The sequence below is a fragment of the Dietzia sp. NPDC055340 genome (genome assembly GCF_053645335.1).
Map to the genome: position 1 here is coordinate 57,755 of NZ_JBSHML010000002.1, position 23,147 is coordinate 80,901.

The window sequence follows — 23,147 nt, forward strand, 5'->3', positions numbered from 1 at the left end:
CGGCTCAGCGCGGCTCGCGGCCCAGCAGCCGGTCGGTCTCGCGCCGCTCCCGCTTGGTCGGCCGGCCGGCGCCCCGATCCCGCCTCGGCTGGGACGCCACGATCTCCCTGGGCGGCGGCGGGGGCGAAAGGTCGATGAAGCAGGTCGCGGCCACCGGCGCCCCCACCCGCTTGCTGACGGTCTCGACCACCTCGAGGATGCGGATCCGCCCCAGCGCGCCCGTGACCTGCACCCGGTCGCCGGGGACCACGCTCTTCGAGGGCTGCACCGCCTCGCCGTTGACCTTGACGTGCCCGCCCCTGCACGCGGCTGCCGCCTTGGTGCGGGACGGGAACAACCGCACCGACCAGGTCCATGCGTCCACCCGAACTCCCATGATCTGAGCGTATCCGTCTGCTCATCACCGGCCCACACGCCGGGCCACCCCCACGTCCCGTCCCGCGTGGGTTTACTCGAGCCAACGCCCTACCCGCGAGACCCATCGGATTGCGGAAAACCTATGGGATCCGATAGGTGCCGAATAACCCGATGGGTGCCGGCTGATGTCGTGGCCAACCGCGGACTCGTAGCAACCTTCAGACGGCACGAGAGCAGGTTCACGAGACGGCGGCGACAGCTCTTGCTCTCACTCGTGGGAGACTGACGTCACAAGTAGCGAACTCCCCTCTGGAGGCCCCGTGTCCGACGCCACCACCAATTTCGAGACCGTCACAGCTCCCGCCATCGACAGCACGACCGACGACGGCGTTGGCTCGGATGCGGCTGCTGTGCTCGAGCGGATCCTCGAGGATCGCCACAGTTGCCGAGCATTCACCCCGGAGCCGGTTCCCGAGGCGACGATCGAGCGGATCCTGCGAATGGCGCAGCGCACCGCGTCGTGGTGTAACTCGCAGGCGTGGCAGATCGACCTGGTGTCAGGTGATGCGACGGCCGCGTTCGGCAAGGCCCTCACGGACTACGTGGTGTCCAGCGACATGCGATCCGATCTCCCGGCACCCGAGCGCTATGACGGCGTGTACGGCGACCGCCGCCGGGCCAGCGGGTACGGGCTCTACTCGGCGCTGGGGATCGAGCGGTCCGATCACGACGCCCGCGCGCGTCAGATGCTCGAGAACTACCGGTTCTTCGGCGCCCCGCACGTCGCCATCATCACGTCCGACGCGGGGCTGGGCACCTACGGCGCGGTGGACTGCGGCGCGTATGTGTCCACGTTCCTGGCGGCGGCGTCATCGCTGGGTGTGGCGACCTGCGCGCAGGCCGCGCTGGCGTTGTACTCGGACGGGGTCCGCGAGCACCTGGGCATTCCGGAGGACCGGCTGATCGTGTGCGGAATCGCGTTCGGCCACGCCGACACCGAGCACCCCGCGAACGCGTTCCGTACCGAGCGTGCCGAGCTCGCGGATGTGGTGCGTCGGCACGACTGAGCCGGGACGGTGACCGGGGCCGTCAGTACCCGATCTGTCCGCGCGGAGAATCCGGCCCCTTGATGCCCTTGCGCACCTTGAGTCCGTAGTAGACGGTGGCGATCCCGGCGAGGATCGCCAGGACGATGAACGAGCTCGCTGCCCAGAAGGCGAGCGGTAGAGACACAACCGTCACGCCCAGCGCGATCGCGGTGTTCCGCGAATTCTTGCGGACCTGCTGCTTCCGGAGCTCGATCGAGTTCGGCTGGTAGGGCTGCATGCTCATGTACTCAGGATTCCATATCCCGGCGCGATACCGCGTTCTCGGTGGTCGCGACCCCTGCGGACTCCCACTCGACGCCCCCGGACGTACGGGCAGCGAGGATCGGTCCGAGCACCTCGAACTCGCCGGCCACGCTCAACCGCACCCGCCGCCCGTAGTCCACATCCAGCACCTGCGCCCCGGCCGCGCGGAGGGCCGACTCGAGTCCACCGGCCACGGCGTGGTCGACCTCGGCGACCCAGGCCGGCGTCTGCACGACCTCCACCACGCGTCCGGCCCGCCACGCCTCGTCCACCGCGTCCGTCACCGCCGCCGCATACGCCCTGGCCAGCCCGCCGGTGCCCAACTTGGTGCCGCCGAACCACCGCACCACCACCGCGCACAGACCGGTCAGCCCGCTGCCACGCAGTACGTCCAGCATGGGGGTTCCCGCGGTCCCGGACGGCTCACCGTCGTCGTTGGACCGCTCGATCCGGCCGGCGCCGTCCACGTCCACCAGGTAGGCGCTGCAGTGATGGCGGGCGGTCGGATACGTGGCCCGGAGCTCGGCGATCACGGCGCGGGCGGCCTCGTCGTCGTCGCACCTGCGCAGTACCGCCACGAACCTGGAGCGTTTCTCCTCGTACTCCCCCGTCACGTCCGATCCGGCGTTGAGGCGGAGAGCGCGGGGCGCGGTCTGGTCCATGCCCCCAGTATCACGGTCCGCACGGAGCCCCGCCCGACCGCCCGCGGCCCCGCACATCCTGCGCGACACTTGCCTACCCTGGGCCGTGTGACCTCCCCGCACCACGCGACCAACTCCCACCGCGATCCCTCGCCCGATCCTCTCGATGACGTCTTCTCGGTCTGGGCGCCGCACGCCCGAGCCGTCGGCCTGGTTCTCGACTCCGCCGACGCCACCCCGATCCCGATGCACCGCACCGACGACGGATGGTGGGCCTCGGACCTGCGCCGCGACGAGGGCAGGGACTACGGGTTCGTGCTGACGGGCGACGACGACGAGGGGAGCCCCGCCCGACCCGACCCGCGATCGACGCGGCAGCCCTCCGGTGTGCACGGGCTGTCACGGGTGCACCGCGTCGACCCGGCGCGCTGGACCGATTCGTCCTGGACGGGGCGGCAGCTGGCCGGGTCGGTGATCTACGAGATGCACGTGGGCACGTTCTCGGCCGGCGGGACCCTGACCAGTGCGATCGAGCATCTGGACGAACTGGTCGCCCTCGGCGTGGACATGGTCGAGGTGATGCCGGTGAACGCCTTCAACGGCGAGCACGGCTGGGGTTACGACGGCGTGGCGTGGTTCGCGGTGCACGAGGCGTACGGCGGGCCGGACGCGTTCCAGGAGTTCGTCGACGCATGTCACGCGCGCGGGCTCGCCGTGTGTCTGGACGTGGTCTACAACCACCTGGGGCCGTCGGGGAACTACCTGCCGGAGTTCGGGCCGTATCTGTCAGCGGCTGACGGACCCTGGGGGTCGGGGCTCAATCTGGACGGCCGGCATTCCGGCGAGGTGCGGCGATACATCATCGACAATGCGCTGCGGTGGTTCGACGAGTTCCATGTGGACGCGTTGCGGCTGGATGCGGTGCATGCCCTGCACGACGGCTCGGCGGTGCACCTGCTCGAAGAGCTGGCAGTGGCGACGGAGTCGCTGTCCACACATCTGGGGCGGCCGTTGTCGCTGGTGGCGGAGTCGGACCGGAACGATCCGCGGACGATCACCGCGCGGGAGGCCGGCGGTCTCGGACTGCACGCCCAGTGGGACGACGACGTGCACCACGCCGTCCACGCCGCGATCTCCGGAGAACGGCAGGGATACTTCTCGGATTTCGGCTCACTCGAGGCGCTGCGTCAGGCGCTGACGGGGGCGTTCGTGCATGCGGGGACGTGGTCGTCGTTCCGGGGCCGGGTGCACGGCCGGCCGGTGGACGTGGATCGCCTTCCGGGATCGCGCTTCGTCGCCTACACGCTCAGCCACGACCAGGTGGGCAACCGCGCGGCCGGCGATCGGCCGTCGATGAGCTTGTCACCGCAGCAACTGTTGGCCAGGGCGGCGATCGTGCTGTGCTCGCCGTTCACCCCGATGCTGTTCCAGGGCGAGGAGTGGGGTGCAGCGACACCCTTCTGCTACTTCTCCTCGCATCCCGAGCCGGAGTTGGCCGAGGCGGTGCGGGGTGGTCGGCGGCGGGAGTTCGCGGCGACGGGCTGGGACCCGGCCGAGGTGGCGGACCCGCAGGACCCGGAGACGTTCCACCGGTCGAAACTCGACCGCGCCGAGCAGACCGCCGAGCCGCACGCCGGGATCCTCCGGGCATACCGGGAGCTGATCGCCCTGCGGCGAGCCGAGCCGGAGCTCAGTGATCCGTGGCTGGGCTCTGTCCGCGTCGAGACGGGAACGGAGGCGGCGGACGACCGGTGGCTCGTCGTTCACCGCGGATCGGTGGCCCTCGTGGTCAATCTGGGTACCGAACGGTGCCGGGTTCCGCTGGACGGCGAGGCGCTGCTGGCCTCGGGAGCGGTCGCCGACACGGACTCGGTGTTCTGCCAGGCGTTCGGATTCGCGGTACTGAAGAAGGACGCCGGCTGATCGACGGGGTACCGCTTCCCGCCGTGCCCCCTCGAGAAGAGTGTTTGGAACATCTCTACTCGCGCAACGTGCGCGCAATGCTCTTCTCGACGAGGGGAGGGCTCGGGAGGACGGTTCAGGTGAGGTACTCGTACGCGGCGGTACCGGGCTCCAGCCGCTCGCATTCGATGCGCGAGGCATCCATCCGCTCGAGGAGGGAGTGCAGGCCCGTCGGCGAGCCGAGTTCGATGCCGACCAGGGCGGCACCGATCTCGCGGTTGTTGCGCTTGAGGTAGTCGAACTGGGTGATGTCGTCCTCCGGGCCGAGCACCTCGTCGAGGAAGCGGCGCAGCTGGCCGGGCTCCTGGGGGAACTTGACCAGGAAGTAGTGCTTGAGCCCCCGGTGGACCAACGAGCGCTCGATGATCTCGCTGTAACGCGAGACGTCGTTGTTCCCGCCGGAGACGATGCAGACGACCGTCGCGCCCTCGTCGATGTCCAGCTGCTCCAGCGCGGTCACGGCGAGAGCCCCGGCGGGCTCGGCGATGACGCCCTCGGTCTGATAGAGGTCGAGCATGGCGGTGCAGACCGCCCCCTCGTCCACCGTGAGGACCCGGATCCGATCCGTCATGGAGGAGATCACCTCGAACGGCAGCTCGCCGAGCCGCGCGACGGAAGCCCCGTCGACAAAGGTGTCGACCGTGTCGAGGGTGACGGGCTCCCCCGCCTCCAGCGCCCGGGTGAGGGAGGGGGCGCCGGCGGGCTCAACCGCGATGATCTTGCAGTCCGGCGCGTATTCGGCCAGATACGTGGCGATCCCCCCGACAAGGCCGCCGCCACCGACCGGTACCACCACGGCGTCGGGCGCCCGGTCGAGCTGCGCGAGGATCTCCGCGGCGATGGTGCCCTGGCCGGCCATGGTCGCGGGGTGGTCGAACGGCGGGACCAGAGTCGCTCCGGTCCGGTCGGCGTCGGCGCACGCGGCTGTCTGGGCGGCGTCGAAGTTCGCGCCGGTCACCACCAGCTCCACCCAGTTGCGGCCGTGGGACAGGATGCGATCACGCTTCTGCTTGGGCGTGTTGTTGGGCACGTAGATGCGCCCGTTGATGCCGAGCACCCGGCAGGCGAACGCCACACCCTGGGCGTGGTTACCGGCACTGGCCGCCACGACCCCGGCGCTGCGCTCGTCCTCGCCCAGTTGCGCCATCAGGTTGTAGGCGCCACGGATCTTGTACGAGCGGACGCCCTGCAGGTCCTCACGCTTGAGCAGGACCCGCGCACCGGTCTGCTCGCTGAGCCGCTCACTGATGTCCAGATCGGTCGACCTGATCACGTCGCCGATCCGCCGGGCGGCGGCGTCGATGTCGTCGGTTGTCACGGCCTGGTCGGTGGCGGCGTCAGTGGAGGTCACGACGACCAGTCTCCCACCGCCACCGTCGCCGCCGCCAACCGGTCAGCCCGTGAGACACCCCGGGCCCAGGAGCGCCTTGAGATCGCCCATGAGCGAGGAGGAGGTCTCGACCCGGAGATGATCGTCGAGCCGCAGCACCGTGGACGAGTCCCCGCTGACCAGCCGCAGGTGAACATCCGACGGACCAGGATGTCGGCCCAGGACTTGCTTGAGCGCGGTGACCGTCTCGATGGTGCACATCCGCGTGGCCAGCGTCAGTGCGAGCGGCGCTCCGTTCCCGCCGACCACCAGGTCCGGCACCTCGAGGGTGTCGCCGAACACCGAGACCCGGTCTTCGCGGATGTTGATACGGGCCTTGACCAGCACCACCGCGTCCTCCGCGATGTCCAGCGCCGCGATCCGGTAGGTCTTGGGGAAGAACAGGACCTCGACGCTCCCGTTGAAGTCCTCGATCGTGACGATCGCCCACGGCTCGCCGTTCTTGTTGACCCGGCGGTCGACGCCCGAGATGATCCCGCCGATCGTCACCGCGGTTCCGTGCGCGAGCTCGCCCTCGTGGATCGTCGCGATGGTCGTGTCTGTCTTGGCCTCGAGTGCGGCTTCGAGTCCGTCGAGCGGGTGCCCGGAGACGTACAGGCCCAGCATCTCGCGTTCCAGCGCGAGCTTCTGCTTGGTGTCCCACTCCTCGTCGGGCACGCGGACGGCGAACACGTCACCGAAACCGTTGTCGGCCCCGGTGTCGTCTCCCCCACCGAACAGGTCGAACTGTCCGACGGCCTCGGCCTTCTTCGTGGACATCACCGACTCGACGGCGTCCGCGTGGACGAGGAACAGGCCCTTGCGCGGATGTTCGAGAGCATCGAACGCGCCGGCCTTGATGAGCGACTCGGTGACCTTCTTGGTGCAGGCCGTCTGGTCGATCTTGGCCAGATAGTCCGAGAAGTCGGTGAACGCGCCCTTCGCCTCGCGTGCGGCGACCACGGACTCCACCACGTGCGCGCCGACATTTCGCACGGCGCCCATGCCGAAGCGGATGTCCGTGCCCACCGAGGCGAAGTTGGTGAGCGAGTCGTTGACCGACGGCGGCAGGACACGGATGCCCATCTGGCGACAGTTGGACAGGTACAGGGCGGCCTTGTCCTTGTCGTCACCCACCGAGGTGAGCAGTGCGGCCATGTATTCGGCCGGATAGTTGGCCTTGAGGTAACCGGTCCAGAAGGAGACCAGGCCGTATCCGGCGGCGTGCGACTTGTTGAACGCGTACGAGGCGAACGGCTCGATGGTGCCCCAGAGGGCGTCCACGGCGTCCTTGGAGAAGCCGCGCTCGAACATGCCGCCGGAGAACTTCTCGTACTCGGCGGCCAGGACCTCGGCCTTCTTCTTACCCATAGCCTTACGGAAGCCGTCGGCTTCGCCGGCCGTGTATCCCGCTAGCTCGCGGGAGATGGCCATGATCTGCTCCTGGTAGACGATCAGACCGTGCGTCTCGCCGAGGATCTCCTTGAGCGGTTCCTCCAACTCGGGGTGGATGGGCACCAGTTCCTGCTTGCCGTTCTTGCGATCGGCGTAGTTCCAGTGCGTCCCCATGCCCATCGGGCCGGGTCGGTACAGGGCGAGGGCGGCCACGATGTCGTTGAAGCCGGTCGGCTTCATCCGCTTGAGCAGCTCGCGCATACCGCCGGAGTCGAGCTGGAACACGCCGAGGGTGTCGCCCCGGGCGAGCAGTTCGTAGGTGGGCAGGTCGTCGGTGCTCAGGGTGTCGAGGTCGATCTCCTCGCCGCGGTTGAGCTTGATGTTCTCCAGACAGTCACCGATCACGGTGAGGTTCCGCAGGCCGAGGAAGTCCATCTTCAGCAGGCCGATGTCCTCACAGGAGGGGTAGTCCCACCCGGTGATGAGGGCCCCGTCCTGTGCGCGCTTCCACATGGGGATCACGTCGAGCAGCGGCTCGGAGGACATGATCACCGCACACGCGTGCACGCCGGCCTGACGGACCATGCCCTCGAAGCCGCGGGCGGTCTCGTAGATCCGCTTGACGTCCGGATCCGTCTCGAGGAGCTGGCGGACCTCGGCCGCCTCGCCGTAACGCTCGTGCCCCGAATCGGTGATGCCGGACAGTGGGATGTCCTTGGCCATGATCGGCGGCGGCAGCGCCTTGGTGATGCGGTCGGCGATCGCGTAACCGGGCTGCCCGAAGTTGACGCGTGCGGCGTCCTTGATGGCGGCCTTGGTCTTGATGGTGCCGAACGTGATGACCTGGGCGATCTTGTCCGCGCCCCATTTGTCGGAGGCGTAGCGGATCATCTCGCCGCGGCGACGATCATCGAAGTCGATGTCGATATCCGGCGCGGACGGTCGCTCCGGATTGAGGAATCTCTCGAACAGCAGACCGTGCTCGATGGGATCGATATTGGTGATCTTGAGCGCATAGGCGACCAGCGCGCCGGCGGCCGAGCCTCGGCCCGGCCCGACCTTGATCCCGATGGAACGGGCGTGCTCGATGAGGTCACCGACCACGAGGAAGTAGCCCGGGTAGCCCTTCCCCTTGATGACCTCGAGCTCGAATTCCGCGCGGTCGATGTACTCCTGCGGTACGCCGTCCGGGAAGCGCCACTGCAGGCCCTTGTGGACCTCCCTGGCCAGCCAGGTGTCCTCCGTCTCGCCCTCCGGCACGGGGAACTTGGGCATACGGTCCTTGGGCGTCCAGATGTCCTCGTAGGACTGCACGCGTTCGGCGATCCACAGCGTGTTGTCACACCCCTGGGGGACCTCGGAGTCCCACTGGGCACGCATCTCCTCGGCGGACTTGAGGAAGTACCCGTCCCCGTCGAACTTGAAGCGGTTCTCGTCGGCCAACGTCTTACCGGTCTGGACGCAGAGCATGGCCTCGTGGGCGTGGGCCTGGTCGCGGGTGACGTAATGGCAGTCGTTGGTGACCAGCGGCGGCATCCCGAGGTCCTTGCCGAGCTTGAGCAGGTCCTCGCGAACCCGACGCTCGATGTCGATCCCGTGGTCCATCAGCTCGAGGAAGAAGTTGTCCTTGCCGAAGATCGACTGCCACTTCTCAGCGGCCTCGTAGGCCTCCTTGATGTGCCCGAGCCGCAGCCGCGTCTGGATCTCACCAGACGGGCAGCCGGAAGTGGCGATGATCCCCTCGGAGTGCTCGGCGAGGATCTCCGCGTCCATACGGGCCCACTTGCCTAGTTGGCCCTCGTAGGAGGCCAGAGAGGACAGCAGGAAGAGGTTGCGCAGACCGGTGGCGTTCTCCGCCACCATCGTCATGTGCGTGTAGGCACCCGAACCGGCGACATCGTCAGCCTTCTGATGCTTCTCGCCCCACAGGACGCGCTTCTTGTTGAAACGTGACTCCGGCGCGACGTAGGCCTCGATACCGATGATCGGCTTGATGCCGGACTTGACGGCCTCCTTGTAGAAGTCCGACGACCCGTACATGTTGCCGTGGTCCGTCATCCCCACCGCGGGCATCCCGAGCCGGGACGCCTCCTTGAACAGGGGATCGATCTGAGCCATCCCGTCGAGCATCGAGAACTCGGTGTGATTGTGCAGATGCACGAACTGGGATCCGCCCACGCAGCATTCCTCCTAGGACTTGTCCGGCCCAGTCTAGGACGGATCTACGACAGCCTTCGACTTGCCGACGTACGCCCTGCGCGGCGACCTCCCTGCCAGCGTGAACGCCACGACCGCTGCCCAGATGAGGGCGAAACCGACCCACTGCACGGCGTCGAGCCGCTCCCCCACGACGATGAGTCCCCACGCCATCTGCAGCGCCGGGACGATGTACTGGAGCATGCCGACGGTGGCCAGGGGGATGCGCTGCGCAGCGAAGGCAAACAGCAGAAGCGGCACCACCGTGACCAGCCCGGAGGCGACGAGCATCGCCGTGTGCCCGGGGCCGAAGCCGGTGAACGTGCCCGCCCCGGTCGCGCCGAGCCAGAGGAGCAGGGCCAGGGCGAGTGGAGCGATCACCGCCACCTCGCCGGTCATGCCGATCACCGGGTCCACCCGCAGCTTCTTCTTGAAGACCCCGTACAGGCCGAAGCTCACCGCGAGAATCACCGAGAGGGTGGGAAAGTGACCGTAGCCGACGGTCAAGACGCCGACGGCGACGACGGCGAGGCCCACGGCCGACCACTGTGGGCGTGTGAGTCGTTCACCGAAGATGACCACCCCGAGCAACACACTCACCAGAGGGTTGATCGTGTATCCGAGGGCCGCCTCCGTGACGCGCCCGGAGTTGACCGTGAACACGTACACGCCCCAGTTGGCGGAGACGAACACCGCGGCGCCGGAGATCCAGACCCACGATGCCCGGTCCACGGCCCGCAGGTCGCGCCAGCGGCGCAGGAGCGTGAGCACGATCGCCATGACGATCAGCGACCACACGATGCGGTTGGCGAGGATCTCCAGGGCGCCCGCGGGTTCGAGGAGCGGGAAAAACGCGGGGAAGAACCCCCACAGGGTGTAGGCGGCCACGCCCGCGGCCATCCCACCGGCGACGGGCTTGTCGACGGCCGCCGGGCCCGTGCTCCCGCTCGCCCGCACTCCTTCATCGCCGCCGCTCACTGCCGACACCTGCTCATTCGCGCCACCTGCTCATCGCCGCAACCATAGCCGCGACACGGTGTCGGCCCGCCCCCGGGAACCGCCCCCGCGGACACCTCCGCCGCGAGCAGGGCCCGCGACTACGGCCGGGCCGCGGTCAGGCGGCCGACGTCGGTCAGGCGGCCGGCCTCAGTCAGGCGGCCGGCGTCGGTCAGGCGGCCGACGTCGGTCAGCTGGCGGGGACAGGAGCACTGTCTGGCAGCGGCGAGGCCGACCGGACGTGCTGCGGCAGAAGCGGCCGCACGGCGAAACGCCCCGACACCGCATCGGCGGGCAGTGCCTCGACCGCCCGGACGCCGGGCCGTCCGGTCACCGCGCGCAATTGCTCGGGCGTACCGCGGACGAGCAGCCCGACGATCGCCGGATCCCCGTCCCGGATCCGCGCGGCGGTCAGCGCGGACGTCTGCGCCCCGCGATCGGCGCCGACGTCTCCGGGCCCCGGCTCGCGACCCGCCCCGAGCCCGCTGACCACCCCGTCCAGGCCGCGACCGAACGCCGGCTCGCGCGAGGACTCCCCCGCCACCGGCTCGGCCAGGACGACCTCGGCCACCGGCATGGCGACGCCCTCCACCGGCACCTGCGCGATCAACCCGGACACGCGCGGCAGGCCCCGCGCGACAGCATCCGCGTCCGCCACCGACCAGGCCTGAGCCGCCGAGACGAGCGCCCAGTGGTCCGTATCGGGATCGGTGGACGGGTCCGGGGAGCCGGTGGTGTCGTCGTCGCGGTGGTCGTCTCCCGCCCCCACGTCGAGCGACGCGGCGGCGCGCTCCAGATACTCGGCCACGGGCTCGCCCGGATCGGGCCCCACGGCGTCACTCATCACGCCCGGCGCGCGCGGCAGTTCGGTGCGCAGCGCGGTGAGGATGGTGACCAGCGCCAGCACGATCACCACCCCCACTCCCGCGACCCTGGCCACCCGCGCGGCGACGGTCATGCCGAGCGCAACACGTCCAGCGCGTGCTGGAGATCGTCGGGGTAGGAGCTGGCGAAGTCGACGCGCGCGCCCGTCCCGGGATGCTCGAAGCCCAGTCCGACCGCGTGCAGCCATTGCCGCTCCAGCCCGAGTCGCGAGGCCAGGACGGGATCCGCGCCATAGGTGAGGTCACCCGCGCACGGATGGTGCAGTGCCGAGAAGTGCACTCGGATCTGGTGCGTGCGACCGGTCTCGAGCTTCACCTCGACGAGGGTGGCGGCCTGGTGCGCCTCGAGGGTGTCGTAGTGGGTGATCGAGTGCTTGCCGTCGGAGGTCACCGCGAAGCGCCAGTCCGACGACGTGTGACGCCCGATGGGCGCGTCGATGGTCCCCGACAGCGGATCGGGGTGCCCCTGGACCAGCGCGTGGTAGGTCTTGTCGACGGTGCGGTCGCGGAACGCGCGCTTGAGAAGGGTGTAGGCGCGCTCGGACGCGGCCACCACCATCAGGCCGGACGTGCCCACGTCGAGGCGGTGGACGATGCCCTTGCGCTCCGGCGGGCCCGAGGTGGAGATGCGGTACCCGGCGGCGGCGAGGCCGCCGATCACGGTGGGACCGGTCCAGCCGACCGAGGCGTGCGCCGCGACGCCGATGGGCTTGTCGACGACGACGATGTCGCTGTCCGAATACAGAACCGTCATGCCCTCGACGGGTTCGGCGACCACCGCGGGCTCGGCCCGGGGTTCGGGCATCTCGACTTCGAGCCAGCTCATCCCGGTGAGCTTGTCCGACTTGCCGACGGTCTGCCCGTCGAGCAGGACCTTGCCCTCCGCGGTGAGGTCTGCCACCGCGGTGCGCGAGATGCCCAGGAGTCGGGAGACGCCGGCGTCGACGCGCATGCCGTCGAGGCCGTCGGGGACGGGGAAGGTGCGGACCTCACCCATCGGTGGTCTTCTCGCCACCGTTGTCGGAGACCGCCGGGCGCTTCGGCCTGTCCGCCCGGTCCGACCGGTCCGAGGCCAGGGTGCCGTCGTAGTCGATGTTGCGGAACACCGCGACGGCGACGACGATCACGCCGGCCACGAGGCACGAGTCGGCCACGTTGAACACGGGCCACCAGCCGACGGACATGAAGTCCACGACATGGCCGCGCAGGACACCCGGGTCGCGCACCAGGCGGTCCACCAGGTTACCGGCGGCACCGCCCATGATCAGGCCCAGCCCCCACGCCCACCAGCGCGAGTGGACCCGGCGCGAGAACCAGATCAGCGCCAGCACCACGACAATCGCGACCACGCTCAGCACCGCCGTCAGTTCGGTGCCCATCGAGAACGCCGCGCCGGGGTTGCGGATGAGCACCAGCCGGACGTTCTCCCCGATGAGCTCGATCGGCCGGCCCGGCTCGAGACCGATCACCGCGAGGACCTTCGCGAGCTGATCGAGGAGCACGACCACCACACCGATCACCAGCATGACCGTCGGCCCTGCCGCGAAGTAGCCCGGCGCCGCGCTCGCGGGTGCCGGGCCGGGCGTGTGCCCCGTCGCGTCCGACCGCGTCTCGTTGGTGTCCGTCATGGGACCCAGTATCCCTGATGACGCCGCCGAGCCGGATGACGCGGGTGGGCCACCCTCTAGGCTCGGTGCCGTGGAACCGCGATCGCACAGTGCCCCCGCCCGCCCCCGCGCCGCCCGCCGTGGCCGTCGACTCCTCGCCTCCACCGTGGCGGCCTCGGCGCTCCTCGGCGCTGCGGCCTGCGGGGATTCCGGGCCCGAGGACCCCTCGACCGGCGCCGGCGGCTCGAGCGTCGCCGCGGACGACCAGTCCCTGGAACCCGAGGCGACGGTCGATCCCGGCCCCGCGCCTGTGGTCGAGGTCCTGGACGCCGGGGCCAGCGAGCGGCGCGTCCTGTCGTACGGGCCCTCCCGCGAGCCGGCGACGGTCGAGGTGTCCCAGTCGGGCACCGCGCGCACCGAGGTGCCGGGCGCCCAGACGCGCGTCGATCAGACCCCCGCGCAGACCCTCACCCTCGAGGGTCGTTCCGAGCCCGACGTGGACGGGGCCCAGCGCGCCGCGGTCACGGTCCGGGAATTCACCTCCACGGACGAGCTGCGTGCCGCCCAGTTCTCCACGGCCCCGGGGTTCACGGCGACATGGACGCGCAGCGCGGACGGCAGCATTCGCGAGCTGGGGCTCGCCGCACCCGTGGACGCCTCCGACGCCGCCCGTGCGGCGGTGGAGATCGCCGCCAACGCCATCTCGGACGCCACCGTGGTCTTCCCCACCGAGGCGATCGGCGAGGGTGCCCGATGGACGGCCACCCGTCAGGTCGACGACGCGGTGGCATCGACGCGCGTCGTGACCTACGAACTCGTCGAGCTCGACGGCGACCTCGCCACCGTCCGAACGGAGACCACCGCCCCGGACGCAGCGGACACCCTGACCGCCCCGGCCCCCGACGGCGGGCCCGGCGTCACCCTCGACGTGGAGACCTACGACATCACCGGCTCCGGCGAGCTGACCGTCGATCTCCGGGCGGCGCTGCCGGTCGACGGAAAGACCGAGTCCTCGACGAGAGCCGTGTACGTCGACCCCGAGACGGGGCAACGTACGACCTTCGACGAGAACTCGGTCCTGGAGTTCCGCAGCGTCGGCTGATCAGGCCGCCGCGCAGGTGGCCGGCGGCTCGAGGCCGGCGTTGGTGATCAGCGCGCAGGCGAAGGACTTCTGGAGCATCCAGTTGCCGCCCTGCTTGATGAACTGGGCCTGGACGTTGATGGGCTCCTGGCCGGGCTGGTTGATCACGGCGTTGGCGATGAGGGTGCCGGGGATATCGCCCTCGGCGACGCCCGTGATCACCACGGAGGCGCCCTGCTGCTCCTTGAGGGCCGCGATCTGGTCGAAGATCTCGGGCGCCTCGGCGCCACCCTCGACCAGGTTGACCTTCTCCTCCACCGGGACGTTCGGATCCGAGGCCTGGTCGAGTAGCACGGTGAGCTCCTCGGCGGTGGGGACCGCCGCCGCCTGCTGTGAGCTCGTGGTGGGTGCCGGGGCGGTCTCCCGGCCGCCGTTGTCGTCACCACCGCAGGCGGCCAGACCGCCCAGGGCGAAAGCGGACAGGGAGACTGCGGCGATGGTCCGTCGAAGACTCACGCGGGGTCCTTTCGTCGAATGTGCGGTTCCGGGTGGACGCTCCGGGCCCGGTGCGGTCCGAGGACCGCGTCACCGGCCCAACGAACACGGAGGTGCCATTGTTCCATCGACAGCGGCCCGGGTGGTTGACGACGGGCCGTGCGACCACCACTGTGGACCGGGTGAACAGCGCCGAGACCAGCACAGATGCCCCCCATGTCGTGATCTGCACCACGGGTGGCACGATCACGGCGTCGACAGCCGCTGACGGCGCGGTCGTCGCCGGGGAGTCGGACGCCGCCACCGAGGCGATGCTCGACGAGCTCCGGGCCGTACTCCCGGGCGGGATCCGGGTGAGCGCGCGACCCGTTCTGGACGGCGACTCGTCGACGTTCGGCCCCGCCGAGTGGGACCTCCTCGTCGCCGCCGTCACCGATGTCCTGGCCGACCCGTCGGTGACCGGGGTGGTGGTCTCCCACGGCACCGACTCGCTGGAGGAATCGGCGATCGCGCTGGATCTCCACCACAGCGATCCCCGCCCCGTGACGCTGACCGGGGCGCAGCTCCCCGCCGATCATCCGGAGGCCGACGGCCCCGCCAACCTGCTCGACGCCGTCCTCCTCGCCGCCGATCCGGTCTCCCGCGGGCTCGGGGTGCTGGTGGTGCTCGGGCGCGCGATCCTGCAGGCCCGGGGGGTGCGCAAGTGGCACACCACCGACCCCGTCGCCTTCGCGCGCAACTCCCCCGAGCAGCCGGTCGAGGACCTGCCGCCCGAGCTCGAGCGCCCGGTGCTCGACGGGCGCGCCCGGTTCGCCGACGTCCGGGTCGACCTGGTGGCCTGCCCGCCCGGGTCAGACGCCGCCGCGCTCCGGGCGTGCGTGGATGCCGGGGCCCGCGGGCTCGTCCTCGAGGGCTCGGGTTCCGGAAACCTGCCCCCGCTCGTGGCGGATGCGGTCGCGGAGCTGACGGACGACCGGCCCGAAATCGTGGTGGTGGCCGGCACCCGCGTTCCGCGGGGGGAGGCGACAGCCACCTACGGCGGGCGCGGCGGCGGTGCCGAACTCGCGAGCCGGGGCGTCCTCTCCGCCGGCTACCTGCGATCGGGACAGGCCCGGGTCCTGCTCGCCGCGCTCCTCAGCGTCACCGAGGCCGGCGACGCCACTTCCGATGGCGAGCGCGCCGCTGCCGCGACCGCGGTGCGGCGGCAGTGGTCCCGGTACCACCTCTACAGCTGACAAGAGCACCGGGCGCGCACCTCGGGACCGCGCGCGACGGAGCGGGACGAAGGCCGCGAGCGGCACGATCGGGCAGACCGGTCGGACGCCGGTCACCACCCGAGGGAATCCAGCGGATCAGCGGGCTCGAGGGCGGGATCGTCGTCGGCGAAGGTGCGCATGCGTCCCGGCCCGGTGGCCGCCGTCTCGAACCGCACCGACACCCGGCCGTGGCCCGAGCCCTGCACCCACCCGTGCCCGAACTCGGGATGCCGCACATCCGACCCGGTGCGGAACCGCTCGTCAGAGTCCTGCCGCCACGCACCGATCGTCGGGACCACGCCGACCGAGCCGCCGTTCTCGGCGCCGGCGCCCGCGAGGTCCCGCCCCACCGTGGTGATCCCGTCCGGCTCGGCGTTCTCGTCCAGCGCGCCGCCCGGCTCCTCCCCCGGGTCCGCGCTCTCGGATGTCACGGTGGTGCCCACCCCGACGATGTCGGGCAGCTCGTCGTCGTCGGATCCTGACCCTCCACCCACGCCTCCACCCGCCCGGTGGTCCGGCACGAACTCCTGCTCGAACAACGCGTCCTGATGGAACTGCGTCAGACCCGAGAGCCCCACGCCGAGCAGGCGGATCGCGCCGAACTCGACGGGGTCCGGGGCCAACGAGCGGGCCACCGAGATGATCGTCTCCAGCGACGTGGTGCCCTGCGGCAGCGTGTACGAGCGGGTGATCGACGTGAAATCGGAACGCTTGACCTTGACCGTCACCGTGCGGGCCGCACGCCCATCCGTGAGCAGGCGGCGGTGCGCGCCTTCCGCGGCCCGGCGTACGGCGGCCACCACCTGGCCGGCCGTGGTGAGGTCGGCGGCGAACGTGCTCTCGGCGCTGATCTGCTTGGCCTCGGCCCGCTCCTCGACGGGGCGGTCGTCGTAACCACGCGCGATGCGGGCGATCGCCGGGCCCACCGTCCGGCCGAGGGCGTGCACGACGTCGTCGTCGTCCATCTCCGCCAGGTCACCGATCGTCGCGATCCCGAACTGCGCGAGCCGCTCCCCCGCCACCGGGCCCACACCCCACAGGCTCCGGGCGGGAAGCGGCCCCAGGACGTCGGCGTGATCGCGGCGCGACACCACCGCGATCCCGTCAGGTTTCGCCAGGTCAGAGGCGATCTTGGCGTACTGCTTGCCGGCCCCCGCACCCACCGACGCCGGTAGCCCTGTGGCCTCGCGGATCGCCGTGCGCAGATCCTGCGCCCAGGCCCGCGTCCGATCGGAGTCCGCGCCGCGGAGCTCCGGGGGTTCGAGGAACGCCTCGTCGACCGACACCTGCTCGACCACCGGGGCGTGCTCGGCGAACACCTCGAACACCCGACGGCTCAGCGCGCGGTACACCGGCATCCGCGGCGGCACGAACACCGCCGACGGACCGACAAGGCGGCGCGCCTGATGCGACGGCATCGCCGACCGGGCACCGAAGGCGCGGGCCTCATACGAGGCGCCTGCCACGACGCCGCGGCCGCCGGTACCGCCGACCAGCACCGGCCGACCCCGAAGGGTCGGCCGGGTGAGCTGCTCACAGGACGCGAAGAACGCATCCATGTCCACGTGCAGGACCCACCGGTCCTGCCCCTCACCCACGAGGGAGTCCGATCAGACCCGAGACAGCGTCATCCTGACGCCCTCGGCGAGCTCGATCGGATCCCCGTCGGCCGAATCCAGGGCGTCGACCACCGCGAAGTCGGTGGCCAGCACCTCGCCCGCGATGAGCTGCGCGTGGCGGTCGGCCCACTCGCGTCGCTCTGCCGGGACCGCCATGCGCACCCGGATACGGTCGGAGATGTCGAGGCCCGCCGCACGGCGCGCCTCCTGCAGTTCGCGGATGCGGTCCTTGGCCCACCCCTCTGCCTCCAGCTCCTCCGTCACCGTGAGGTCCAGGACCACCAGGCCCGCGCCCCCGGGGAGCGCGGCGGTGGACTCGGGGTCGGCGGCCACGAGGCGGTGCTCGAACTCGCCCTCCTCCAGCGGGACACCGCCGGCCGTCACCACGCCGTCGACCTCCGTCCAGTCGCCGGTCTTGGCGGCCTTGATACAGGCCTGGACCTGCTTGCCCAGGCGGGGGCCGGCGGCGCGCGCGTTGACCGCGAGCTCCATCCGACCATGTGCGGCGACATCGCTGGTGAGGACGACGTTCTTGACGTTGACCTCATCAGCGATGATCCCGGTGAACGGCTGCAACCGCTCGGCGTCCGGCATGGCCACGGTGAGAGTGTCGAGCGGCAGTCGCACGCGCAGCTGCTTGGCCTTGCGCACCGAGGACACGGTCGAACACACCGCCCGCACGGCCTCCATCGCCTCGACCAGACCCGGGTCGCGGGGCAGCGAGTCCGCGGCCGGCCAGTCCACCAGGTGTACGGACTCCTCGCCCGTCAGCCCGGTCCAGATCACCTCGGACATCAGCGGCAGCAGCGGGGCCGCCAGACGCATGGTGGTCTCGAGCACCGTGTAGAGCGTCTCGAACGCGTCGCGCGAATCCTGACCGCTGGACTCGCCCGCCCAGAAGCGCGAGCGAGAGCGTCGCACGTACCAGTTGGTCAGGGCGTCGGCGAAGAGGCGCAGCTCGTCGCAGGCCGCCGCGATGTCGGTGATGTCCAGGGCCTCGGTCATGGCGTCGCGCGTCGACGCCAGCCGGGACAGGATGTACCGGTCCAACACATGCTGGGAATCGGTCCGCCAGGTCGCGCGCTCGGAGGCGTACAGCTGGAAGAAGCTGTACGAGTTCCACAGCGGCAGCATCGCCTGGCGCACGCCCTCACGGATGCCCTGCTCGGTCACCACCAGATTGCCACCGCGCAGGATCGGCGAGCTCATGAGGAACCAGCGCATGGCGTCGGAGCCGTCCCGCGAGAACACCTCGTTGACGTCCGGGTAGTTGCCCTTGGACTTGCTCATCTTGAGCCCGTCGTTGCCCAGGACGATGCCGTGGGCGGCGACGTGGGTGAACGCGGGGCGGTCGAACAGCGCCGTGGCCAGGACGTGCATGGTGTAGAACCAGCCGCGGGTCTGGCCGTTGTACTCGACGATGAAGTCGCCCGGGAAGTGGGTCTCGAACCACTCCTTGTTCTCGAACGGGTAGTGGACCTGCGCGAACGGCATGGAGCCGGACTCGAACCAGCAGTCGAATACGTCCGCCACGCGGCGCATCGTGGACCTGCCGGTCGGGTCGTCCGGGTTCGGCCGGGTCAGGTTGTCGATGTACGGGCGGTGCAGGTCGGTCGGTCGCACGCCGAAGTCCCGCTCGAGCTCGTCGAGGGAGCCGTAGACGTCCACGCGCGGGTACGCCGGGTCGTCGGACTCCCACACCGGGATGGGCGCGCCCCAGTAGCGGTTGCGGTTGATGTTCCAGTCTCGGGCGCCCTCGAGCCACTTGCCGAACTGCCCGTCGCGCACGTGCTCGGGCATCCAGGTGATCTGCTCGCGGTTGAGCTCGACCATGCGGTCGCGGAACGCGGTCACCCGGACGAACCACGCGGGCAGCGCCATGTAGATGAGCGGTTGTCCGGAGCGCCACGAGTGCGGGTAGGAGTGCTCGATTGTCTCGTGGCGGATCAGACGGCCGGCGGCCCGCAGGTCGCGCGAGATGGGCGCGTTGGCGTCGAAGACCAGCTGCCCCGCGTACGGCGGCACCTCGGAGGTGAACTTGCCGTCCGGGCCGACGGGGATCACCAGTTCGATCCCGGCGGCACTACAGGTCTCCATGTCCTCCTCACCGAACGCGGGGGCCTGGTGGACGATGCCGGTGCCGGACTCGGTGGTCACGTAATCGGCGGCCAGGACCACGTGGGAGTTCGGGTGCCCGGCGAAGAAGTCGAACGGCGGGGTGTACCGCAGGCCCACGAGTTCGGAGCCCTTGACGGTGGCCACGACCTCGGCGTCCTCACCGAACTCGGCCGCGTAGACAGCACGCCGGGCCTCCGCCAGGACGAAGGTGCGGCCGGCGAACTCACCGGTGGCCACGCGGACCACCGAATAGTCGATGTCCGGGTGCACGGCGGCCGCGAGGTTCGACGGCAGGGTCCACGGGGTGGTGGTCCACACCAGCGCCTCGGCGCCGTGGAACGGGCTGTCCTGCGGGGCCTCGAGCGGCAGACCGACGGTGACGGCCGGGTCCTGGCGCATCTTGTAGGCGTCGTCCAGACGGGTTTCCTGGTTGGACAGCGGCGTCTGCTCGTACCAGGAGTACGGCAGCACGCGGAAGCCCTTGTAGATCAGCCCCTTGTCGTACAGCTGCTTGAACGCCCACAGCACGGACTCGGTGAAGTCGATGTCGAGGGTCTTGTAGTCGTTCTCGAAGTCCACCCAACGGGCCTGACGGTGGACGTACTCCTCCCATTCGTCGGTGTACTGCAGCACCGACTTCTTGCACGCGGCGTTGAACTCGGCCAGACCCATGTCGAGGATCTGCGACTTCTCCGTGATGCCCAGCTGCTTCTCCGCCTCGAGCTCTGCGGGCAGGCCGTGGCAGTCCCAACCGAAGCGGCGGTCGACCTTGTAGCCACGCATGGTGCGGTAGCGCGGGACGACGTCCTTGACGTACCCGGTGAGCAGGTGGCCGTAATGGGGCAGGCCGTTGGCGAACGGGGGCCCGTCGTAGAAGACGTACTCCTCGGCGTCCGCACGGTTGCGGATGGACTCGCGGAAGGTGTCCCGGTCGTCCCAGCGGGCAAGGACCGTCTCTTCGAGCGCGGGGAACGACGGCGACTTCGCCATGCCGCCGCCGGTCAGGTCAAGGATCGGGTACGCGCTACCGGTGACGGCGGTTCCGGGGCTCTCGGCATCCGGGGTCGCGGATTCGGTACTCATCTGGACGGGACTCCTCGCGTACGGGGCCCGCACGAGTTCGCATCCGTGGGGCCGTCAGACCTGCGCTCGGGGACGATCCGGGTGCGACCAGCGCACCCGTCCGCGGTACCACCCCGTTTGACGACGACGACGCGACGCCCACTCGTGGGTCAGGCTGTGACGGGCCTTCCCGTTCGGTTCTACTGAGCCGTCCCGGAACAGGATCGGCCGTTCTTCCGAGCGCTCCCCGGTGATGGCCGGATCAGTGCGCGTCCGGATCGAGGCCGGATAGTTCCAGATCCTACCCGTCGGCGTTGGTGTCCGCCTCTTCCGCGTCAGCGATCGGCGCTTCATCACGACCGCCGCGGCCACGGATCAGGTCGACCAGCAGGAGGAGCAGACCGATCCCACCGACCGCGATGCATGCCCACGCCCACCCGATGTTGCCGGTGGCGACCGCCGCGACGAGGAATGCGAACCCGAGGATCGTCAGTCCGAGTGCGGCGACGAGCATCGTTCCTCCTGGTGCATTGTGGAGCGGGTGTCGGTGGCGGGGACGACGACACCTACCGGCGGTCGTCCACTGCCCTCGAATATACGTCGACCCCCGCACCCTGGGCAGGGGCGGGGGCCGAGGCCTCAGATCACCGGCCGGTCAGCGCGGTGCCCGGATTCCTACTTGCTGTCCTTGTCGGACGCGGAGCTGACGTCACCGGGCGTTGCCGGGGCGGCGGAACCGCTCTTACCCAGCTCATTGAGCTGGTTCTCGAGGTAGCTGGTGAGCCGGCTGCGGTAGTCCTTCTCGAAGGTGCGGAGCTGGTCGATCCGTCCCTCGAGCACGCCGCGCTGCTGGTTGATCGTGGCCATGATCTCGGTGTGCTTGCGCTCGGCGTCGGCCTGCAGGGCGTCGGCCTTGGCCTGCGCCTCCTTGACCTGCTGCTCGGAGCGGGCCTGGGCGTCCTTGACGATCCCGTCGGACTTGTTCTTGGCCTCGCCGAGGATGCGGTCGGCCTCCTTGCGGGCGTCACGGACCATCTTCTCGGAGTCGGACTTGGCGCTGCCGACCAGCCGATCCGACTCGCCGCGGGCCTTGGACATGAGCCCGTCAGACTCCTTCTTGGCCTCGCCGGTGAGACGATCGGCCATCTCCTGCGCCATGGCCAGCACGCGGGCGGCACGCAGGTGGGTGTCGGAGTTGGCCGCGCCCTCGTCTTCCGATCTGCCGAGCGACGGGGTGGCCGCGGCCGGCGTCGCAGCAGGCGTGGGCGCGGGGGCAGCCGGCGCGGCCGGGGCCGCAGCCTGCGGGGCGCTCGGGGCGCCGGAGTCAGCGGAACCCTTGTCGCTCTTGTCGCCGGACTTGCGGGCCTTCTCGAGGTCCTTGCTCAGCTCGTCGACCCGATGACGGAGATCCTCGTTCTCCCCCACGAGTTCCGCGAGCTCCTTCTCGACCAGGTCGAGGAACTGGTCGACCTCGTCCTCGTTATAGCCGCGCTTACCGATCGGCGGCTTGGAGAACGCGACGTTGTGCACATCGGCTGGAGTCAACGGCATGGGATACCCCTCGTGGTCGTCTCGGGTGCCGGTCCGGCGTTTTCGCACCGGACCCACGACATCATTACTACCTTAACGCGTGCCAATCTAGTCACAATCAGCCCGCGCGTCACCATGACCCCGCAGAGACTCAGGCGACGCTGAACATCAGGTACCGCAGGATCACCTGGATCACGATGATGATCACGAACAGTACGAGCACGGAGAGATCCAGCGAGATCTGCCCCAGCCGGACCGGCTTGATCACCTTCCGCAACGCCTTGACCGGCGGATCCGTGAGGGTGAACAGCCACTCCAACATCACGGCGACGAACCCCTTGGGACTCCAGCTACGGGAGAACGAGGCGATCATCTCGACGACGATCCGGGCCAGCAGCAGATACCAGAAGACCTGGGTGGCGATATAGAGGACCAGCAGGATTTCACGCACGACTCAACCCTACTGTCACCTCGTGGGAACGCGTCGGCCGGCGTCGGTCAGCGACGGAATGCACCGTTGACGGCGTCACGGACCTCGGCCTCGGTGAGGTCCATGCCGGCCGGCTGCAGCAGGAAGGTGCGCTCGCGATCGGCGACCTTCTCCATGCGGCCGTCCAGACCGAAGACGAGCCCGGCGGCGAAGTCGACCATGCGGCGCGCGTCACCGGAGGCCATCGTGGACAGGTCCAGGACCACGGCGCGACCGGCGCGGAAGTGATCACCCAGGCTCTTCCCGTCACCGAAGCCACGGGGACGCTCGACCACGGTCTCGGGCACGGTGACCAGCCCGTCCTCGATGAAGTCCTCCTCGGGGGCGAGGGCGACCGCTCCGCGGGTGGCGGGCACACCGCGCATCGAGGCGCGGGCGCCGGCCTCGGCGGCGTGGTAGCGCCGGGGCCGCGGCGCGACCTCGTCTGCCATGGCCCTGCGGGGGGCGGCGGCCCGATCGTCGATCGGGTCCAACTCCTCGAGGCGGGCACGCGGTGCAGGCTCCTCGGCGTACCGATCCGCGGCGTAGCCGTAATCGTCCCGGCGATCGCGTCCGATCGCGTCCAGGTCATCCATCTCGTGCATCGCGCGAGAGGCCCGGGGGTCGTGGTGCACGGGGCGGTCGTAGTCGTCCAGGTACTCGTCCTCGTACGCCGCGACGGGCGCCATTCCGAAGTACTCCTTGAACCGGGCGATTGCGCTCATCTTCCGGGACCTTCCTGGTAACGGGGTCGTCGC

20 protein-coding genes are annotated in these 23,147 nt (G+C 69.9%); 4 read left to right on the top strand and 16 right to left on the bottom strand.

Translation table 11 applies throughout. The annotated features are described in order from the left end of the window. Positions 1-4: 4 nt before the first annotated feature. The gene (locus ACWIFB_RS01435; RefSeq protein ID WP_454057064.1) at positions 5-376 is read right to left on the bottom strand and encodes an RNA-binding S4 domain-containing protein; all 372 of its coding nucleotides are present in this window, start codon (positions 374-376) and stop codon (positions 5-7) included. A gap of 346 nt (positions 377-722) precedes the next feature. On the opposite strand from ACWIFB_RS01435, the gene ACWIFB_RS01440 reads away from it, so the two are divergent. Continuing rightward, a complete protein-coding gene (locus ACWIFB_RS01440) occupies positions 723-1,424 on the top strand; it encodes a nitroreductase (protein WP_452101016.1) in 702 nt (233 codons plus the stop codon). Positions 1,425-1,446: 22 nt separating this feature from the next. On the opposite strand, the gene ACWIFB_RS01445 is transcribed toward ACWIFB_RS01440, so the two are convergent. Continuing rightward, entirely contained in the window at positions 1,447-1,689 is a 243-nt protein-coding gene (locus ACWIFB_RS01445; protein ID WP_452101001.1) for a LapA family protein, read from the bottom strand. Positions 1,690-1,693: 4 nt separating this feature from the next. Further along, positions 1,694-2,371 carry an IMPACT family protein gene (locus tag ACWIFB_RS01450; RefSeq protein WP_454057065.1) on the bottom strand — a complete coding sequence of 226 codons (678 nt, stop codon included), beginning with the start codon at positions 2,369-2,371 and terminating at the stop codon, positions 1,694-1,696. 87 nt (positions 2,372-2,458) lie between these two features. Between ACWIFB_RS01450 and treZ the strand changes: the two genes are divergently transcribed. Then, positions 2,459-4,273: a malto-oligosyltrehalose trehalohydrolase gene (gene treZ, locus ACWIFB_RS01455; protein ID WP_454057066.1), complete on the top strand. Its 1,815-nt coding sequence runs from the start codon at positions 2,459-2,461 to the stop codon at positions 4,271-4,273. Positions 4,274-4,388: 115 nt separating this feature from the next. Here the strand turns inward: treZ and ilvA are convergent, their stop codons facing one another. The 6 genes from ilvA to lspA all read right to left on the bottom strand — a co-directional run bounded on the left by ilvA (position 4,389) and on the right by lspA (position 12,780). Continuing rightward, the gene (gene ilvA / locus ACWIFB_RS01460; RefSeq protein WP_452099513.1) at positions 4,389-5,672 is read right to left on the bottom strand and encodes a threonine ammonia-lyase IlvA; all 1,284 of its coding nucleotides are present in this window, start codon (positions 5,670-5,672) and stop codon (positions 4,389-4,391) included. Positions 5,673-5,705: 33 nt separating this feature from the next. Next, positions 5,706-9,254 (bottom strand): DNA polymerase III subunit alpha, encoded by a 3,549-nt coding sequence (dnaE, locus tag ACWIFB_RS01465; protein ID WP_452099506.1) that lies wholly within the window; start codon positions 9,252-9,254, stop codon positions 5,706-5,708. Positions 9,255-9,287: 33 nt separating this feature from the next. Further along, entirely contained in the window at positions 9,288-10,172 is an 885-nt protein-coding gene (gene rarD, locus ACWIFB_RS01470; protein WP_454057144.1) for an EamA family transporter RarD, read from the bottom strand. 286 nt (positions 10,173-10,458) lie between these two features. Then, positions 10,459-11,226 (bottom strand): hypothetical protein, encoded by a 768-nt coding sequence (locus ACWIFB_RS01475; RefSeq protein ID WP_454057067.1) that lies wholly within the window; start codon positions 11,224-11,226, stop codon positions 10,459-10,461. Beyond that, on the bottom strand, positions 11,223-12,149 hold the full coding sequence (locus ACWIFB_RS01480) for an RluA family pseudouridine synthase (protein WP_454057068.1): 927 nt from the start codon (positions 12,147-12,149) through the stop codon (positions 11,223-11,225). The genes ACWIFB_RS01475 and ACWIFB_RS01480 overlap by 4 nt, the downstream gene beginning before the upstream one ends. Further along, the gene (gene lspA, locus ACWIFB_RS01485) at positions 12,142-12,780 is read right to left on the bottom strand and encodes a signal peptidase II (protein WP_454057069.1); all 639 of its coding nucleotides are present in this window, start codon (positions 12,778-12,780) and stop codon (positions 12,142-12,144) included. The genes ACWIFB_RS01480 and lspA overlap by 8 nt, the downstream gene beginning before the upstream one ends. Before the next feature lie 70 nt (positions 12,781-12,850). Here lspA and ACWIFB_RS01490 point away from each other — a divergent pair, with 70 nt between their 5' ends. Continuing rightward, on the top strand, positions 12,851-13,861 hold the full coding sequence (locus ACWIFB_RS01490) for a hypothetical protein (protein WP_454057070.1): 1,011 nt from the start codon (positions 12,851-12,853) through the stop codon (positions 13,859-13,861). On the opposite strand, the gene ACWIFB_RS01495 is transcribed toward ACWIFB_RS01490, so the two are convergent. Further along, positions 13,862-14,356 (bottom strand): hypothetical protein, encoded by a 495-nt coding sequence (locus ACWIFB_RS01495; RefSeq protein WP_452099501.1) that lies wholly within the window; start codon positions 14,354-14,356, stop codon positions 13,862-13,864. It abuts the gene before it with no gap. 161 nt (positions 14,357-14,517) lie between these two features. Here ACWIFB_RS01495 and ACWIFB_RS01500 point away from each other — a divergent pair, with 161 nt between their 5' ends. Further along, entirely contained in the window at positions 14,518-15,570 is a 1,053-nt protein-coding gene (locus tag ACWIFB_RS01500; RefSeq protein ID WP_454057071.1) for an asparaginase, read from the top strand. Positions 15,571-15,662: 92 nt separating this feature from the next. Here the strand turns inward: ACWIFB_RS01500 and ACWIFB_RS01505 are convergent, their stop codons facing one another. From ACWIFB_RS01505 to ACWIFB_RS01530, 6 genes are all read right to left on the bottom strand, one after another. Beyond that, positions 15,663-17,189: a DNA polymerase IV gene (locus tag ACWIFB_RS01505; protein WP_454057072.1), complete on the bottom strand. Its 1,527-nt coding sequence runs from the start codon at positions 17,187-17,189 to the stop codon at positions 15,663-15,665. A 12-nt stretch (positions 17,190-17,201) separates the two neighbouring features. Beyond that, the gene (gene ileS / locus ACWIFB_RS01510) at positions 17,202-20,411 is read right to left on the bottom strand and encodes an isoleucine--tRNA ligase (protein WP_454057073.1); all 3,210 of its coding nucleotides are present in this window, start codon (positions 20,409-20,411) and stop codon (positions 17,202-17,204) included. 280 nt (positions 20,412-20,691) lie between these two features. Continuing rightward, the gene (locus ACWIFB_RS01515; protein WP_454057074.1) at positions 20,692-20,904 is read right to left on the bottom strand and encodes a hypothetical protein; all 213 of its coding nucleotides are present in this window, start codon (positions 20,902-20,904) and stop codon (positions 20,692-20,694) included. A 161-nt stretch (positions 20,905-21,065) separates the two neighbouring features. Then, positions 21,066-21,941 (bottom strand): DivIVA-like cell division protein Wag31, encoded by an 876-nt coding sequence (wag31, locus tag ACWIFB_RS01520; protein ID WP_452099497.1) that lies wholly within the window; start codon positions 21,939-21,941, stop codon positions 21,066-21,068. Between the two features lie 130 nt (positions 21,942-22,071). Next, on the bottom strand, positions 22,072-22,371 hold the full coding sequence (locus ACWIFB_RS01525) for a YggT family protein (RefSeq protein WP_230929440.1): 300 nt from the start codon (positions 22,369-22,371) through the stop codon (positions 22,072-22,074). 47 nt (positions 22,372-22,418) lie between these two features. Beyond that, positions 22,419-23,114 carry a cell division protein SepF gene (locus tag ACWIFB_RS01530; RefSeq protein WP_295651402.1) on the bottom strand — a complete coding sequence of 232 codons (696 nt, stop codon included), beginning with the start codon at positions 23,112-23,114 and terminating at the stop codon, positions 22,419-22,421. Positions 23,115-23,147 lie beyond the last annotated feature (33 nt).

Excerpts from the sequence above, each read along its gene's own strand:
- ACWIFB_RS01445 (WP_452101001.1), bottom strand. The coding sequence starts at position 1,689 with ATGAGCATGCAGCCCTACCAGCCGAACTCGATCGAGCTCCGGAAGCAG.
- ileS (WP_454057073.1), bottom strand. The coding sequence starts at position 20,411 with ATGAGTACCGAATCCGCGACCCCGGATGCCGAGAGCCCCGGAACCGCC.
- ACWIFB_RS01450 (WP_454057065.1), bottom strand. The coding sequence starts at position 2,371 with ATGGACCAGACCGCGCCCCGCGCTCTCCGCCTCAACGCCGGATCGGAC.
- rarD (WP_454057144.1), bottom strand. The coding sequence starts at position 10,172 with ATGGCCGCGGGCGTGGCCGCCTACACCCTGTGGGGGTTCTTCCCCGCG.
- ACWIFB_RS01515 (WP_454057074.1), bottom strand. The coding sequence starts at position 20,904 with ATGCTCGTCGCCGCACTCGGACTGACGATCCTCGGGTTCGCATTCCTC.
- wag31 (WP_452099497.1), bottom strand. The coding sequence starts at position 21,941 with ATGCCGTTGACTCCAGCCGATGTGCACAACGTCGCGTTCTCCAAGCCG.
- ACWIFB_RS01435 (WP_454057064.1), bottom strand. The coding sequence starts at position 376 with ATGGGAGTTCGGGTGGACGCATGGACCTGGTCGGTGCGGTTGTTCCCG.
- ACWIFB_RS01475 (WP_454057067.1), bottom strand. The coding sequence starts at position 11,226 with ATGACCGTCGCCGCGCGGGTGGCCAGGGTCGCGGGAGTGGGGGTGGTG.
- lspA (WP_454057069.1), bottom strand. The coding sequence starts at position 12,780 with ATGACGGACACCAACGAGACGCGGTCGGACGCGACGGGGCACACGCCC.
- ACWIFB_RS01530 (WP_295651402.1), bottom strand. The coding sequence starts at position 23,114 with ATGAGCGCAATCGCCCGGTTCAAGGAGTACTTCGGAATGGCGCCCGTC.
- ACWIFB_RS01480 (WP_454057068.1), bottom strand. The coding sequence starts at position 12,149 with ATGGGTGAGGTCCGCACCTTCCCCGTCCCCGACGGCCTCGACGGCATG.